12 protein-coding genes are annotated in these 16094 nt (G+C 69.9%); 3 read left to right on the top strand and 9 right to left on the bottom strand.

The window, feature by feature from the left end; genetic code table 11:
* Position 1 precedes the first annotated feature (1 nt).
* The 4 genes from BUR99_RS12720 to BUR99_RS12705 form a co-directional block, all read right to left on the bottom strand.
* Positions 2 to 850 carry an alpha/beta hydrolase gene (locus tag BUR99_RS12720; protein WP_074260722.1) on the bottom strand — a complete coding sequence of 283 codons (849 nt, stop codon included), beginning with the start codon at positions 848 to 850 and terminating at the stop codon, positions 2 to 4.
* 80 nt (positions 851 to 930) lie between these two features.
* On the bottom strand, positions 931 to 2565 hold the full coding sequence (locus BUR99_RS12715) for a fucose isomerase (RefSeq protein WP_074260721.1): 1635 nt from the start codon (positions 2563 to 2565) through the stop codon (positions 931 to 933).
* Positions 2562 to 5099: a GH116 family glycosyl hydrolase gene (locus BUR99_RS12710; RefSeq protein ID WP_074260720.1), complete on the bottom strand. Its 2538-nt coding sequence runs from the start codon at positions 5097 to 5099 to the stop codon at positions 2562 to 2564. The genes BUR99_RS12715 and BUR99_RS12710 overlap by 4 nt, the downstream gene beginning before the upstream one ends.
* Complete coding sequence (locus BUR99_RS12705) at positions 5096 to 6640, bottom strand: FGGY-family carbohydrate kinase (RefSeq protein ID WP_074260719.1); 1545 nt, start codon at positions 6638 to 6640, stop codon at positions 5096 to 5098. Before BUR99_RS12705 ends, BUR99_RS12710 begins: the two co-directional genes overlap by 4 nt.
* 160 nt (positions 6641 to 6800) lie before the next feature.
* On the opposite strand from BUR99_RS12705, the gene argS reads away from it, so the two are divergent.
* Complete coding sequence (gene argS / locus BUR99_RS12700) at positions 6801 to 8522, top strand: arginine--tRNA ligase (RefSeq protein WP_074260718.1); 1722 nt, start codon at positions 6801 to 6803, stop codon at positions 8520 to 8522.
* Positions 8523 to 8547: 25 nt separating this feature from the next.
* Here argS and BUR99_RS12695 read toward each other — a convergent pair whose 3' ends face one another.
* Positions 8548 to 9558 (bottom strand): LacI family DNA-binding transcriptional regulator, encoded by a 1011-nt coding sequence (locus BUR99_RS12695; RefSeq protein ID WP_074260717.1) that lies wholly within the window; start codon positions 9556 to 9558, stop codon positions 8548 to 8550.
* Between the two features lie 113 nt (positions 9559 to 9671).
* Here BUR99_RS12695 and BUR99_RS12690 point away from each other — a divergent pair, with 113 nt between their 5' ends.
* A complete protein-coding gene (locus tag BUR99_RS12690; protein WP_084183967.1) occupies positions 9672 to 10814 on the top strand; it encodes a glycoside hydrolase family 172 protein in 1143 nt (380 codons plus the stop codon).
* Positions 10815 to 10876: 62 nt separating this feature from the next.
* Here the strand turns inward: BUR99_RS12690 and BUR99_RS12685 are convergent, their stop codons facing one another.
* A complete protein-coding gene (locus tag BUR99_RS12685) occupies positions 10877 to 11266 on the bottom strand; it encodes a VOC family protein (RefSeq protein WP_074260715.1) in 390 nt (129 codons plus the stop codon).
* An 86-nt stretch (positions 11267 to 11352) separates the two neighbouring features.
* Between BUR99_RS12685 and BUR99_RS12680 the strand changes: the two genes are divergently transcribed.
* Positions 11353 to 12075: a TetR/AcrR family transcriptional regulator gene (locus BUR99_RS12680; protein ID WP_074260714.1), complete on the top strand. Its 723-nt coding sequence runs from the start codon at positions 11353 to 11355 to the stop codon at positions 12073 to 12075.
* Between the two features lie 75 nt (positions 12076 to 12150).
* Here BUR99_RS12680 and BUR99_RS12675 read toward each other — a convergent pair whose 3' ends face one another.
* Genes BUR99_RS12675 through BUR99_RS12665 form a run of 3 tightly spaced genes read right to left on the bottom strand, consistent with a single transcriptional unit; the run spans position 12151 to position 16065 of the window.
* On the bottom strand, positions 12151 to 14193 hold the full coding sequence (locus tag BUR99_RS12675) for a DUF4185 domain-containing protein (RefSeq protein WP_074260713.1): 2043 nt from the start codon (positions 14191 to 14193) through the stop codon (positions 12151 to 12153).
* A gap of 41 nt (positions 14194 to 14234) precedes the next feature.
* A complete protein-coding gene (locus tag BUR99_RS12670; protein WP_074260712.1) occupies positions 14235 to 15056 on the bottom strand; it encodes a carbohydrate ABC transporter permease in 822 nt (273 codons plus the stop codon).
* Positions 15057 to 15066: 10 nt separating this feature from the next.
* The gene (locus BUR99_RS12665) at positions 15067 to 16065 is read right to left on the bottom strand and encodes a carbohydrate ABC transporter permease (protein ID WP_074260711.1); all 999 of its coding nucleotides are present in this window, start codon (positions 16063 to 16065) and stop codon (positions 15067 to 15069) included.
* Positions 16066 to 16094: the final 29 nt, after the last annotated feature.

Genomic DNA, 16094 nt, shown 5'->3' with positions numbered 1-16094 from the left:
CTCAGTCCACCGCGAAGCGCTCGTCGAGCCAGCCGATGAGGTCGGCGCGCACCTCGGCGCGGTTCGTCTCGTTGAAGATCTCGTGCCGGGCGCCCTCGTAGACGATGAGCTCGACGTCGACGAGGCCCGAGCGGTGCACGTAGGCGTTCGCGAGCTTCGCCGCGCTCTGCTCGCCGCCGAGCGTGTCGTCGGAGCCGACCATGATGAGCAGCGGCAGCTCGGCGGGCAGGTCCCGAGCGGGCCGGCCGAGCAGACGCAGCGCGTCGACCGTGCCGAAGAGCTTCCGCAGCGGCACGTCGGTCGTATACGGGTCGGCCATGAAGGCGGCGGCGACGTCGGGGTCGCGGCTGAGCCACTCGACCGGGGTCGGCCCGAGGTGCTTGTGTCGGGCGTTCAGGTCGCCGCCGTTCATGTCGAACAGCGTGCGATAGGCCGTGCCGGTGAGCACGACGCCGTCGTACTTCTCGGCGCTGCGGTTCACGATGATCTGCGACATGAGCGAGCCCCATGAGTGGCCGAGCAGCACGAGCGGCAGCTCCGGCCCTTCGGCTTCGCGGATGACGCGGGTGAACTGCTCGACCGCGTCGATCGTCGCCCGGAGCCCGCCGGGACCGAGGCGGCCCATGCGGGTGAGGTCGCCGCCGTGGTGCTCGAATCCGGTCTGGCCGTGGCCGCGATGGTCGTCGGCCCAGACGGAGTAGCCGGCCGCGTTCAGCGCTTCGATCAGCTCGCCGTACCGCCCGATGTGCTCGCCGACGCCGTGCGCGAGCTGGATCACCGCGGTCGCGTCGGGAACCCGCCACGACTCGTAGTGGATCCGGACCCCGTGCGCATCGGTGAAGGTCGCCATGCCGACATCATGGCAGGCCGTGCGGCGATGGTCGATGAACCCGCGCGCCGGCTCGCTCGCTCCGCCGTCGACTCCCCGCCTCAGAGCGCCACGGTACCGACGAGGTTGACCTTCACGCCGATGCGGTCGAGCATCGCGACCTTCGCCGCGAGCGCCTTGTCGGCGGTCTCGGCGTCGGGCGCGTACACGAGCTGAGCGTGGTTGGCCTTGTGCCGAGCCATGAACTGGTCGCGCGAGACGTCGTGCAGCACGACGTGCGCGATCGGCCACTCGGGATTGGTCGCCTGCTTGCGCCGCTCGGTCTCCTCGGCCGGCAGCTCGACGACGGTGGCGCGGAAGACGTCGGCTTGCAGGATCCCGTCGGCGATGAAGACCCGCGAGAGCACGATCTCGCCCGGCTTGGACACCCCGTTGATCGTCGCGCCCCCCGCGGGGAAGAACACCGGGCCCTGGCGCCATCCCTCGGCATGGTCCCAACCGCCGAGGTGCGAGGCCGGCACCGAGCCCGAGATCTCGTACACCCAGACGAACTCGCCGTCGTGCTCCTCGCCCCAGCGCACGTCGTGCAGGGTGTTGTCGGGCACGAGACCCATCGCGGTCCAGACGCGATCGGTGATGAGCGCGTCGACGGCGACGCCCTCGTCGGCTTCGTTGAAATGCGGGAACGCGCGCCCGGCGTACAGCTCGCGCGAGCCGTCGCGCGAGAACACGGGCGGCCGCTCGGTCGAGTTGAGCACGCCCTCGGCGAGGTCCGACGCGGGCACGAGGTCCTTCAGCCCCTGCTGGTACTGGATGCCGACGGCGTCGAGGCCGAAGTCGTCGGAGATACGGAGCGCGGCGATGTACATCTTCATCTGCCAGCGCACCTGCTCGACCGTGAGCTCGGTCGCGTCATCCGTGCCGAAGCGGAAGGTCATGCCGCGTTCGACGAGCCAGTCGCGGGCGGCGTCGGCCTCGGCGTCGGGCACGGTCAGCATCTCGGCGTAGAGCGCCGACTGCGACAGCCGCTCCTTGTAGATGCCGAGCGGGTTCAGCAGCTCGTCGTCGAAGACCGCGTTGTACATGCCCATGCAGCCCTCGTCGAAGACGCCGATGATCGCCTTGTCGGCGAGCAGCTGGTCGCCGAGGGCTCGGCCGAGGCGCACCTCGGGGGTGTCGGGCAGCTCGGGCAGCGCCCGCACGTGCGACGCGTCGTGGGTGATGCGCCCGGTCTCGACCCATTCGCGGAGACCGGCGCGGAACCACTCGTCGGTGAAGTCCACCGACCAGATGGTCGAGTACGGCTTGCCCATCTTCGTCAGGCCGGCGTTCAGGCCGAGGAGGCCGACCAGCCCCGGCCAGTCGCCGGCGAAGTTCGCGACGGTGAGGATGGGGCCGCGGTGGGTGCGGAGCCCAGCGAGCACGTGGTGCGAGTACTGCCAGACCGCCTCGGCGACGATGAGCGGGGCGTCCACGGGGATCGCCTTGAAGACCTCGAGTCCCATGCGCTGGCTCGAGATGAAGCCGTGGCCCGTCGCCGGGTCGACGCCGTTGGCGCGCACGACCCGCCAGCCGAGTTCGCCGAGGGCCGCCGTGACCTCCGCCTCCATCGCCGACTGGGTCGCCCAGCCCGCGGTGTTGGCCGATTCGCGCAGATCGCCGCTCGCGATGAGGTAGGCGGTGTTCGACGTCGCGACCGGCCGTTCGACGGTCGCGGGCAGGGTGTAACTCGTCATCGTGTCTCCTGGTGTTCGTGGTCGGTCACCGCGCGGGCGGTGTGGTCGTCGCCGGTGGTCAGGTGCAGTGCTCCGGATGCCTCGCGCCCGCGCAGCACGATGCGGTCGACGTCGAGCACGCCGCCCTCGAGGCGCAGCGTCAGCTCGTCGCCGTCGATCTCGACGCGCCCCCACGCCCCACCGGTGGTGAAGAGGTAGCGGCCGTCGGAACTCGGGTCGAACGAGAGCGTTCGGGCCGGGGCATCCCATTGCACGCCGCTGAATGCGAGCAGCAGTGCCCAGGACGCGAGCGAGCGGGCGTAGTGGTTGCCGCACTCGATCTCGTTCCACGGGTTCCGCACGGTGCCGTCGTAGCGTGCGCGCAGCGTGCGCTCGACGAGGAGCGCGTCGTCGACGAGCCCGGCGTAGACGAGGCTGGCGGCGACCTGGTGCTCGATGCCGGTCCAGACCTCGTCGGAGTAGACGAACGGGATCGCCGGTCGTCCGCCGCGCGGCCACGACGCGAGGAGCAGCCCGCCCTCGTCGTTCAGTGCGTAGACCCGCTGCGTGCTCTCGTGCTCGGTGAGGTCGGCTCGGTGGTTGTGCCCGACGATCGCGCGGAGGGCACTCCGCACGTGGTCACGGGGCAGGATCTCGCCGAGGCCGTTGACCGAGGCGTGGAACTGGCCGAGCAGTTGATCGGAGAGCACGCCGTCGCCGTACTGGTAGCGGTGCGCGTCGACGTCGCCCGAGACCTGGCGGTAGTACTCGCCGTTCCAGAGCAGTGCCTCCATGCCCGCCGCGCAGCGCTCGGCACGCTCGAGCCAGTCGCTCGCGCGGTCCGTCTCGCCGAGGTGGGCCGCCATGCGGGCGCCGGCGTGCAGCGCGGCCAGGAATATTCCGTTCGCGAGCGGCTCGATGCCGTGGAACTCGATGTCGTAGGTGTTGTGCAGCTCGCCGTCGAGCAGGCCGTCGCCGTCGCTGTCCCACTCGCGGATCGCGTAGTCGAGGGTGCGCACCGCAGCGGGCCAGAGCTCGCGGAGGAACTCGTCGTCGCCCGAGAACCGCCATTCGCGGTGCAGGCGCAGGAACGTGCCGAGCTGCCCGTCGACCGCGGGGCCCATGAACCACGACGGGCCGCCGAAGACCCGGTTCGACCGGAACTTCTGGGCGCCCGCGGCATCCGTCTCGAGCAGGAACTCGACCCGGCGCGCACTCCGCTCGAGCGACGGGAACAGCCACGCCGCCGTCTGCGCGTACGACCAGACGTGCGTGCAGGTGCCCTCGCAGGAGCCGCCGTGGTCGAACGAGCCCTCCCACGCGGCGAACACGGGTCCGGCACCGAGCTCGGGGTTCGGCTGCTCGACGACGAAGCACGTCGTCGAGCGCAGCGCAGCGACGTTCGCGCCGACGGCGTCGGCGATCACAGGATCGAGGCTGCCGCCGTAGAGCGCCTCGACGAATGCACGCGTCGCCGCCTCGAGGGCGGGCAGTTCGCGATGCAGGTGGGATGCCGCCGCCCAGGCGTCGGGCCACAGCGTGGCGTAGCGGTTGCGCACGACCTCTGCGGGGTCGGCGTCGCCGAAGACGATGTGGCCGTACCAGCCGCGTCGGCGGTTCGGGAAGCTCCAGGAGAGCACGAACTCGAAGTCGCGCTGCTCCCCCGGTGCCAGTTCGTGCACGATGCCGAGCGTGCCGGTGCGGAGGCGCGGGAGCTTCTCGAAGAGGGCCTCCTCGGCCATCGGCGCGCCGTCGTCGGAGTCGGCGAACAGTCCGCGGGGGCGATCCTCGAGCGTCAGCCGCGGCTCGGGTTCGAGCAGGCCGTCATCACTGAGGTCGCTCCAGAAGAGGCGCGGACCGTCGGGCCAGAACCCGGTCACCCACTGGGGCTTCGCCGTCGTCGAGGCATCCGTCGTGGTGAGGCTCATCGTGCCGTACCCGAAGTCGTCGTCGGGCAGCCCGATGCCGAAGTCGAGCCCGCGCACCGCGCCGTCGTCGCGCCAGCGCACGGTCTGCGCGGCACGCATGCCGTACGGCCCCTCGCCTCGACCCGCGGTGTGCGTGAGCGAGCCGGCGATCGTGACGGCGACGGGCACCGCTCCGGGGTTCGCGACGCGGTAGCGCAGTACGGCGGCGGGGATGCCGGAGGCGTCCGCGTCGAGCGGCACGAGGGGGGTGAAGGCCGTGAGCGAGACGTCGACCGGGAGCACGTCGTCGTCGAAGTCGATGTCGACCACGGGGTACTCGCCGTGCATCGTCGCACCGTGCAGGCGAGGCAGCCCGGCGAGCCGGTCGAAGCCGTAGCCGGCGTCCCAGTCGTGGCGGCCGGTGATCCGCGCTTCGAGCACGCGGGTGACGGCGGCGCTGCCTTCGGGCGCCGCGTGGATCGCGAAGAAGGTGTTGGGGTTCAGCCGCCCCTTGTCGGGCAGGTTCTCGAGCTCCCAGTCGCGCAGTTCGCCGCGCGCGCCGATCGAGACGTTGCCCGTGCCGATGCCGCCGAGGGGGAACGCGGCGCGTTCCGCGGTGTGCGGGATGCCTCGTGCTCTGCGGGTCATCGCGTGCCCTCCTGATCGGCGTGGTCGTGAGCGTCTCCGGATGCACGGCGCTGCTCGGCTGCGAGCTCGTGCACGAGCTCCCTCGTCGAGGCGTAGAGGCGGAGGTAGCGCTCGAAGAGCACGTCGTAGCCGGCGGCGGTCTCGGGCCGTGGCCGGATCGTCGTCGCGACCGGGTTCCAGTCGGCGATGCTCGGCGGCGCAACCGATGCCGTCGCGACCGCCGCGAGGAACGCGGCGCCGTAGCTCGCCCCGATCGTCGTCTGCGGCACCTCCTGCACGAGCCCCGTGACATCCGACACGATCTGCAGCCACAGCGAGCCCTGCGTGCCGCCGCCGACGGCGACGATGCGGCGGATGTCGGCGCCTGCGGCGCGCATGGTCTCGACGTTGTGCCGCACGCCGAGCGCGGTCGCCTCGAGCGCGGCGCGGTAGAGATCGCCGCGCGAGTGGCTGAGTGTCAGGCCCGCGATGACGCCGCGCGCGTCGGGGTCGAGGATCGGGGTGCGCTCTCCGGCGAAGTACGGCAGCATCACGAGGCCGCGGGCGCCGACTCCGGAGTCGGCCGCCTCGGCGAGCAGGGTCGGGTAGTCGGCGTCGGTGAGGTCCGTCAGCCACGCCGTCAGCGCGCCCGAGGTCGCGAGTCCGCCGGCGAGGTTGCGGGTGCCCGCGAAGGCGCCGACCGTCGTCCACATCGACGGGGTGCGCAGCGTCTCCTCCCCCGTCGCGATGAGGAACATCGTCGTGCCGTACATCAGCATGAGGTCGCCGGTGCCGTGGGCGCCGACGCTGACCGCCTCGGTCCACGCGTCGATCGTGCCGGCGATCACGGGCGTGCCGGCCGGGATGCCGGTGGCGACGGCCGCAGCATCCGTGACGGTTCCGACGACGTCGCCCGCCCACGCGAGCGGCGGCGCCTCGATGCCCGCGGCGAACCGGTTCCACCACGGCCGGTGCCACGTCTCGGCCTCGATGTCGTAGAGCGGGGAGACCTGGCTGGCCGACTGGTGGTCGAGCACGTAGGCGCCGGTCAGTCTGCGTGCGAGCCACGAGGCGGGCATGAACAGGCGGCGGGCCCGGGCGTACGCCTCGGGCTCCTCCTCGGCGATCCAGGCGATCTTCGGGCCGCCGGCCTGGGAGGTGAGGGCCGAGCCGCCGACCCTCGTGATCTCGTCGATGCCGAGCTGCTGCGACATCCGCTCGACCTGCGCCGCCGCCCTCGTGTCGACGCCGTAGAGGATCGCCGGACGCACCGGATCGTCGTGTTCGTCGACGAGGAGAATGCAGGGGCCCATGCCGCTGACGCCGACGCCGACCAGTTCGAGGTCGATGCCGAGAGCGGATGCCTCGGCCAGCAGTCGACGCGAGAGCTCCACGAACTCGTCCCACCAGATGCGGCCGTCCATCTCGACCCAACCGGCGCGTGGGCGCTGCACCTCGTGCGCCACCGTCGCGGTGGCGAGGATCTCGCCATCGGCCGCGACGAGCACGCCCTTGCTGCTCGAGGTGCCGATGTCGACACCGAGCGTGCATCGCTTCGGCATGGCGTTCCTCCTCGATCGCGGCCGGTGGGACGTCGTCGGCAAGTCCGCCACGTCGTCGTCGGCCACTCTATGCGAAATCGATTTCATGATCAATCGGAACGATGCAATCGATGTGGGGATCCGAGGAGACCCCGGACACGGCGTTCGATACACTCCACGCGTGGAGAGCCCGACAGCTGCCGTGGCGTCCGTCGCAGCGCACGCGATCGCCGAAGTGCTCGGCGTCGAGCCCGCGGGCGTCGACCCGGTGATCCGGGAGTCGCGCTTCGCGGACCTGCAGAGCAACGCCGCCCTGTCGCTCGGACCCGCGCACGGCCTGCGCCCGCGCGACCTTGCACTGCAGGTCGTCGAGCGGATCCCGGTCGACGGCCCGATCGCGCGCGCCGAGGTGACCGGGCCCGGGTACGTGAACCTCGAGCTCTCCACCGACTGGATCGCGGAGCGGCTCACCTCGCTCTCGATTCCAGAGCGACACGACGCCACGGGTCGACGCATCGTGATCGACTACTCATCGCCGAACGTGGCCAAGGAGATGCACGTCGGCCACCTGCGCACCACCGTCGTCGGCGACGCCCTGGCGCGCATGCTGGAGTGGAGCGGGCACACCGTCATCCGCCAGAACCACATCGGCGACTGGGGTACGCCGTTCGGCATGCTCATCGAGCACTCGATCGACCTCGGACTCGGCTCGGCCGAGCTCGACCGGATGGCCGAGGACCCCAACGCCTTCTACCGGGCGGCGCGCGCGAAGTTCGACGCATCGCCCGAGTTCGCCGAGCGCGCGCGCCGGCGCGTGGTGCTCCTCCAGGCGGGCGATGCCGCCACGCTCGAGCGGTGGACCGAGCTCGTCGACGCGTCGAAGGCCTATTTCCGGAAGGTCTACGACAGCCTCGACGTGTCACTGACCGACGAGGACCTGGCCGGAGAGAGCTCGTACAACGACGAACTCGCCGGCATCTGCGCCGAGCTCGAAGCGCTCGGGCTCGCACGGGTGAGCGACGGCGCCCTGTGCGCCTTCCCCGAGGGATTCACCGGGCGCGACGGCACCCCGGCCCCGCTCATCGTCCGGAAGCGCGACGGCGGGTACGGCTACGCCACGACCGACCTGGCCACCATTCGGCACCGCGCGCTGGTGCTGGGGGCCGATCAGGCGGTCTACGTGATCGGCGAGCCGCAGGCGACGCACCTCGAGATGGTCTGGGCCGTCGCCCGCGAAGCCGGCTGGCTCCCGCCGACGACCGAGACCGTGCACGTGAAGATCGGCAACGTCGTGGGCGCCGACAACAAGCTGCTCCGCACCCGGAGCGGGGACGGCGCCACGCTGGCCGGCCTGATCGACGAGGCGTACCGGCGAGCGGCCGCGGCCACGGATCGCGAGCACGCGATCGATGACGACGAGGAACGCGAACGCGCGGCCCGCGCGGTCGCCATCGGCGCGATCAAGTACGCCGACCTCTCGGTGCCGCACGACACCGGCTACATGTTCGATCTCGACCGGATGCTCGCCCCGGTCGGCAACACCGGCCCCTACCTGCAGTACGCGGTGACCCGGGTCCGCTCCGTCTTCTCGCACCCCGGGTCGAAGGGGCACGATCCGAACGCGCCGATCGTCCTCGACACTCCCGAAGCCCGTGAGCTGGCGCTCCTGCTGCTCGACTTCGACGCCACTGCGCGAGCAGCGGGCGAGTCCTTCGAACCCCACCGGCTCTGCGCCCTGCTCTACCAGGTCGCGAAGCGGTTCGCGGCGTTCTACGACGCCGTCCCGATCCTCCGCGCGGAGACCGCTGATCGCGACGCACGGCTGCGCCTCTGCCGCCAGACCGAAGCGGTGCTGGTGCGGGGTCTCGACCTGCTGGGCATCAGCGCGCCGCTCCGCATGTGACGGTGCGCTGTCGAGCCCGGCGACGTCACATCGACGTGGCGGGAACCTGCGGATCGCCGGCCGGCCGTGCCGGCTGCAGCTCGCCGCGCAGCACGACCGTGCGCGCCTGCTGATCGTCACCCGCGATGCGCTCGAGCAGCATCTTGGCCGCGGTCACGCCCATGTGCCGCGCCGGCAGCTTGACGACGGTGACCGCGCTCGGCGACAGCGTCGTGAACGGCAGCGAGCCGACGACCGCGACTCCGAGCTTCGGCGGGGTGAGGCCGTGCTCGGTCAGCACCTGGATCGCGCCGACGCCGAGCAGGTTGTTGGCCGCGACGACGGCGTCGGGCGGCTCGGGGAGGGCGAGCAGCGCCTCCATCGACTCCCGGCCGCCGTCGACGCGGAACGTCGAGTAGCGCAGCAGTTCGTCGGCGTTCGACTCGGGGAACTGCCGCGTCATGACCGCGCGCCACCCCTGCGCGCGCTCGGCGGCCGTCTCGATGTGCTGCGGGCCGGTGATGCATGCGATGCGCCGATACCCGGCCTGCACGAGGTGCTCGGTCGCCGCCTGGCCCGCCGTGCGGTTGGCCATGATCACGCCGTCGATGTCGTAGCCCGTGCCGCGGTCGACGGCGACGACCGGCCGGCCCGCCGCGCGGATGTCGTCGAGATTGGTCTGGTCGGATGCCGCGGCGAGGATCACCCCTGCCATGTGCTCGGAGATCGCGATCTGGAGGTAGGTCGCCTCCTTGTCGACCTGCGAGTCGGTGTTGCACAGCACGACGGAGAACCCGGCCTTCTGCGCGACGTCTTCGACCCCACGGGCGAGTTCGGTGAAGTAGGGGTTCTCGATGTCGGGGATGACGAGCGCGATGACCTCGGACTCCTGCTTGCGCAGGGTGCGGGCGGTGCGGTTGGGCGTGAACCTCAGCTGCTTCGCGGCGTCTCGAACCGCGGCCGACTTCTCGTCGGAGACCGCCACCCCGTTGAAGACGCGCGAGACCGTCGCCGGGGACACCCCGGCGAGTTTCGCCACCTCGTAGATCGTCGCCATGCGCCCTGCCCTGCGCCGGCTCGCGTTGACATGCCGGTGAGGCAACCTTACAGTGTTGAAATCGATTCCAGCAGCGCGGCACGTGCCGCGCCGACACGAGGAAGTGGCCGATCGTGAACGCCCCTCATCCCCAGAGTCCCGACCTCTCGTCGATCTCGGCGCTCCGACGCCTGCAGACGCGCTCGATCTCGCCCGAGAACTTCGACGGCGCGGTCGGCGGCGGCGGCCGAGCGACCGAGGGCACCGGGGCATCCGCCGCCCGCGATCTCGGACCCGGCTGGAAGATCTCGCCGAGCGTCGACATCAAGGCCGGCGAGACCCTCGACCTCGCGACGATCGACGGCCCGGGCAGGATCACGCACATCTGGATCACGACCCACACCGACAACTGGCGCACGCTCGTGCTGCGCGCGTATTGGGACGGCGCAGAGGAGCCCGCGGTCGAAGTGCCGTACGGCGATTTCTTCTGCAACGGCTGGGGCGTGTTCGCGCAGGTGAACTCCCAGGCGATCGCCGCGAACCCGCACGGCGGATTCAACTCGTACTGGCCGATGCCCTTCAGGACCGGCGCACGACTCACGATCGAGAACACCTCGGTCGTCGACGTGCGCGTGTACTACCAAGTGACCTACGAGATCGGCGGCGACTACTCGGCCGACGGCTACTTCCACGCGCAATGGCGCCGATCGAACCCGCTCGAGGAGCTCGTGCCGCACACGATCCTCGAGGGCGTCGAGGGGCAGGGCCAGTACGTCGGCACCTACCTCGCGTGGGGCGTGAACTCCAACGGCTGGTGGGGCGAAGGCGAGATCAAGTTCTACCTCGACGACGACACCGACCACCCCACGATCTGCGGCACCGGCACCGAGGACTACTTCGGCGGGGCCTGGAACTTCGACATCCCCGGCCAGGGGTACACCGAGTTCTCGACCCCCTACCTCGGCATGCCCCAGGTGATCCGCCCCGACGGCCTCTACGTCAGCCAGCAGCGATTCGGCATGTACCGCTGGCACCTGCTCGACCCGATCTTCTTCGCGACCGGCATCCCGAAGGTCGACATCCAGGCGCTCGGGTGGCGCAGCGGATGGCGCTACCTCCCGCTCCGCGACGACATCGCCTCGACGGCGATGTTCTATCTCGACCGCCCCACGGCACGCCGTCCGAAGTCACCGACCGCCGACGACATGGAGGTGCACCTCGGCACCGCACCGGTGCCGGACATCGGCGCCATGCCGCCGCGGGCGCCGCAGGAGTGAGCGTGGCGGAGTAGTCCCGCAGGCGAGGGGGCGCCGCGCGGAGCGCGCCACCCCCTCACCGCTCAAGCGGGCTGGTCGACCCACTGCACGAGCTGCCAGATGAGCCCGTTCGGATCCGCGAACTGGCAGAAGCGCTCACCCCACGGCTCGGTCTCCGGAGGTGTCACGACTCGGGCGCCGGCCGCCTCGATGCGCGCGAACTCGCCGTCGAGGTCGTCGACGACGAAGACGAGCAGCAGCCCCTGCCTCGCTGAGCCCGCGATCTCGCTCGGCTTGAAGGTGGACAGGCCCGTGGCCAGGAAGATCAGGTTCGTGTTCGAGTCGGGATGCCGAAGCGACACGAACCCGTCGGCCGCCATGGCCTCCTCGTAACCGAAGAAGGTCTCGGCGAAGCCCGCCGAGGCGTCGACGTCGGCGACGTTCAGCGAGAGAGCGGTCTGGGTGATGTTCATCGAGTCTCCTGTCAGTAAACCCTGTACGACGTACAGCACAGGCTACAACGTACAATGTTATGGATTATTCCGAGGAAGGCCCCGCGATGCCCCGACCCTTGGTCGACCTGTTGTGGCGCGACAGCCCGAGTGCGTCGGCGGGCGGCAGCCGTGGCCCCCGGGCGCGCTACTCGACCGGCGACGTCGTCGCACGCGCGATCGCCCTCGCCGACGAGGGCGGCCTCACCGCCGTCACCGTGCGCGCGCTCGCGCAGTCGCTCGAGATGACGGCGATGTCGGTGTACACCCACGTCAACAGCCGCGACGACCTGCTCGTGCTGATGGCCGACCACGTGTACGCGCGCATGACGTCGACGCCGTTCGGGCGGGCGGCGTGGCGCACCCGGGTGCGCCGGGTCGCCGACGACAACCTCGCGCTCCTGCGCACCCACCCCTGGTTGCTCGACGTCGACGACCCGCGCACCGCCCTCGGCCCCGGGACGATCGCGAAGTACGACCACGAGCTGCGAGCCTTCGACGGCACGTCGATCGGCGACATCCACCGCGATGCGGCGCTGACGTTCGTGCTCGACTTCGTGCGGTCGTCGGCCTCGAGAATCGTGACGCGTCCCGCGACCGGCGAGTTCGGCGAGCTCTGGGAGGAGTCGGTCGCGAGCCTGGCCCGTTACGTGGGCGACGACTTCGCACTCGCGCAACGGGTCGGTCGCGCGGCCGGGGAGGCGATGGGCGGCCCGCACGATGCCGAGAGGGAATGGGCGTACGGGCTGGACCGGGTCATCGCCGGACTGGGCGACGCGATCAGCGGCTAATCGCACCGCCTCGCGCCCGAACCCGCCTCCGAGACCTCGTTCTCCCTCGACCGGCCTGCGGGGACGTCCGCGGCGTCAGGGGCGGCCGGGCTTGCCCGGCTTGTCGGGCTTTCCGGGCTTGTCGGGGAACTCGGGGCGCGGCGGCCGCGGGTCGTAGTGCACCGCCGAGAGGCTGAGCTCGCAGCCGCCGCAGGAGGTCAGGATCGCTCGCTCCGCCTCGGCCGTGGTCGTGACGACGAGCTCCGAGTCGCCGCGCGACGCGTCGCGCCGCACGGTCACGGCGAAGCCGAGGTCGAGCCGCTCGCCGGGGGCGATCTCGCCCGACCAGCGCAGCATCGAGCCGTCGAGCACCGCCTCGCCGAACGAGGAGCGCACCGACGCGGCATCCGGAGTCGCATCGTCGACGAGCCCGGCGAGATCGACCGCGAGCGAGACCTGCTCGGGGCGAGTGCTGTCGGTCGACACGTGCACCGTGTACGCCACGACGTCGTCGCGCACGACCTCGGAGCCGGCAGCCGGGTCGGACGAGACGGTGACCGTCAGCCCGGGCAGCTGCTCCTTCGCCTTCACGAGCGAGAGGTCGTCGGTCTGCACCCAGCGGTCGCCGTTCAGGTTCGTGCCGACGAAGGCCTGCACCGCCGTGCGATCGCCGCTGTGGAAGGTCACCGAGTACCGCGTGTACGCACCGACCGATTCGAAGGATGCCTCGGCGAGCGTCGACCCGCCGGCGCCGAGTTCGCGCACTCCGATCGAACCGGGCGCGGGAGCGCCACCGGTCACGACGAAGCCGGTGAAGGTGTACGTGGTGTTCGGCTCGACCGCGACATCCTGGTGGATGTCGATCCATCCGGCGTTGTGGCGCATCCATCCCTGCTTGCTGCCGCCGTGCGCCCACGCGTGGTTGACGTCGATGCCGCAGTTGCCGGTGCACGCCCACGGCGCCGGCATCGTGCCGTCGACGGCCCGTTCGAAGCCGGGGTCCTCGATGAGGTTCGGGTTCACGACGGCACCGTTCTCGTCGATCTCGGCGCGCATCAGGTAGACGTTGTAGGGGTCCCACTGCGACAGTGCGAAGTAGAGCTCGCCGTCCTCCGACCACGGGTGCAGGTAGCCGCCGTACAGGCCGGGGTAGTCGGCGAAGCTCGCCAGCCGCTGCGTGTCGCTCCACGGCCCCTCGGCCGAGGGTGCGGTGCGCAGCACCAGGTCGAGGTCCTCGTTCAGATAGGTCATCAGCCAGCCGCCGGTGTGCTCGCTGTATCGCACCGAGAGCTCGGCGGCGTTCGGCGGCACGATCGGCGCGGCGGCGGTGTCGTCGCCCAGCACCCAGCTCGACCCGTTCCAGTACGAGTAGGCCGACTTGTCGAGCACGGATGCCTCGGGCACGCGTGCGACGTGCACCGCACCGAATCGCCCGTTGGGAGTGCCGAACATGTAGACGAAGCCGTCATGACGCTCGAACGCGACCATCTGGAACGGGTGCTGACCGTCGGCGGTGTTCGCCCACTCCGGTCCGTCGGTCGAGTTCCAGGTCTCGCCGTCGTCGTCGGAGTAGGCGATGCGGCTGAAGTTCGTGTCCCACACGCCCGGCGCACCCCACTGGCGCACCGACATGAAGGCGAGGTACTGCCGATCGCCCACGGCGATGCCGGCCGTCGGGATCGTCGTCATCTCCTGGCCGTTGATCTTCAGCGACGGGATGATCTCGCCGGCGTGACCCGGGGCGTCCTCGACGGCCGAGTCGAACGTCATGCCGTCGGCGAGATCGGTGTCGCTGCTGCGCAGCAGCACGTTCGAGCGCCAGTCGCCGCCACCGCCGCCCGGCCCGTTCCAGTCGCCGAACGTGTCGCCGAACGCGGTGAGCACCTCGCCCGAGCCGTTGTCCCACATGATGCCGAGGTCGGTGCCCGTCACCGCCCACCGCGTGTCGGTGGCACTCAGCGACTTCGGCCCCGTCATCTTGCTGACGAGCACAGCAGGCGAGTGGTCGGCGGATGACTCGGCGACCGCGCTCTCCGCAGGAGCGAGCGGTGCCGCGGCTGCGCCGATCGGCGCGATCACGCCGATCACGAGCGCGCCGACGGCGGCGAGGATTGCGGAGGTCCTTCGTACGGGTTGCATCGTTGCATCTCCCTGTCGGTGGAGGTTCGCGAGGTTGCGGGCTACTTCATTCCGGCGAGCCGCACGCCGTTGACGATGTATCGCTGGAAGATCAGCACGAGCAGGATCGTCGGCAGGGCCGCGAGCGTGGATCCGGCCATGAGGAGCCCCCACTCGTTCCCGCGTTCCGAGCGGAAGCCCGCGATGTACTGCATGATCTGCTGCAGACCGGGGTCCTGGATCGTCAGGATCGGCCAGACGTACGCGTTCCAGTACGCGAGGAACGAGCCGACCCCGACGACGACGAACACTCCCTGCGATTGCGGGAGGAAGATCGACCAGAAGATGCGCCAGCGGCCGGCGCCGTCGATCAGGGCCGCCTCCTCGATGGCGAGCGGGGTGTTCAGGTAGAACTGCCGGATGAAGAACATCTGCACGGCCGAAGCAGCACCGGGGATGATCAGGACGGCGAGGGTGTTGAGCATCCCGAGGTTCGACACCACGACGTAGGAGGTCAACAGGATCGCCATGCCGGGGATGAACATCGGCGTGATGCAGTAGACCCACCAGAACCGCTTCCCTCGGAAGTCGAGACGAGCGAACGCGTACGCGGCGATGGAGTTCACGACGAGGCTGAGCAGTGTGAACAGCAGGGCGCCCGCGAAGGTCAATGCCATCGACTGGAGGAACGCGGGGTCCTGCAGGATCGCCGCGTAGTTCTGCCACAACCAGACGTCGGGGAAGAACTGGAACGGGGTCCGCAACACCTCGCTCCGACCCTTGAACCCGGAGATGAGCATCCACGCGAGTGGGAGTGTGGTGCTGATGACGATGAGCGCGGCGAGCGCGTAGGTGGCGACGCGTCGCCCGAGAGAGGCCTTCATTTCGAGATTCCTATGCGTCGATCGCTTTGTCGGAGCGGATGAGGCGGAAGATCAGCATGCTGATGCCACCCAGGACGAAGAAGAGGATGAGCGCCGCCGTCAGCGAGAAGCTCGTGGCGTACGGGGTGGGGTCCTTGAACTGGTTGAAGATGAACAGGTTGGGGGTCATCGTCGAGTTCGTCGGACCGCCCTGCGTCATGATGAGCGGAAGCTCGAACTGCTGCATGCCCGCGATGGTCGCCGTCACCACCAGGTACAGCAGCACGTTCTTCATGAGCGGGATCGTGATGAACCACGTGCGCTGGAAGAAGTTCGCGCCCTCCAGCTGGGCGGCCTCGTAGTAGCTCTGCGGGATGTCGTACATGCCCGCGAGCATGATGAGCGTCGTGATTCCGAAGGCGAGCCAGATACCCGGCACCGAGATCGCGGGCAGCGCGAGCTCGGGGTCGGAGAGGAATGCGAACGGGCCGAGGCCGACGAAACCGATCAGCCAGTTGATGAGGCCGCCGTCGGCGCGATACATGAAGACGAACACCACCGACGTGATCACCGCGGAGACCACGGTGGGCACGTAGACCGTCGTCTTCAGCAGTCCGGCCACCTTGCGACCGACCGTCCGGATGAAGCTGGCGACCAGGAACGCGATGATCATGATCGCGGGGACGGTGTACAGCACGTAGGTGGCGCCGATGCCGATGGAATGCCAGAAGTCGGGATCCTCGAGGACGTAGCCGTAGAACTGCAGTCCGACGAACACCGGCTCCTCGTAGAAGCTGATCTCGAACGTCGACAGGTAGAACGAGTAGAGCAGCGGCCACCAGACGAACATGCCGAGCAGCACCACCATCGGCGCGATCATCACGTACGCGGTGCGGTTGTCCATCACATGCGTGCTCAGACGGCCTGCGACTCTGCGTCGGCGCTTGGACGCCGGAGCCGTGCCCTCGGGCTCCAGGGCGACGCTCGCGGCGGTCGCGAGGCGATTGGTGGACTGCGGCGACATCGTCATCGCTGTGCTCCTTCGGGATCGGTCGGGAC

It is taken from the genome of Agromyces cerinus subsp. cerinus (assembly GCF_900142065.1).
In the GTDB taxonomy this organism is placed as follows: Bacteria; Actinomycetota; Actinomycetes; order Actinomycetales; family Microbacteriaceae; genus Agromyces; species Agromyces cerinus.
The sequence above is the reverse complement of the archived record's forward strand: the minus strand, read 5'-3'. Positions and strand labels throughout refer to the sequence as shown.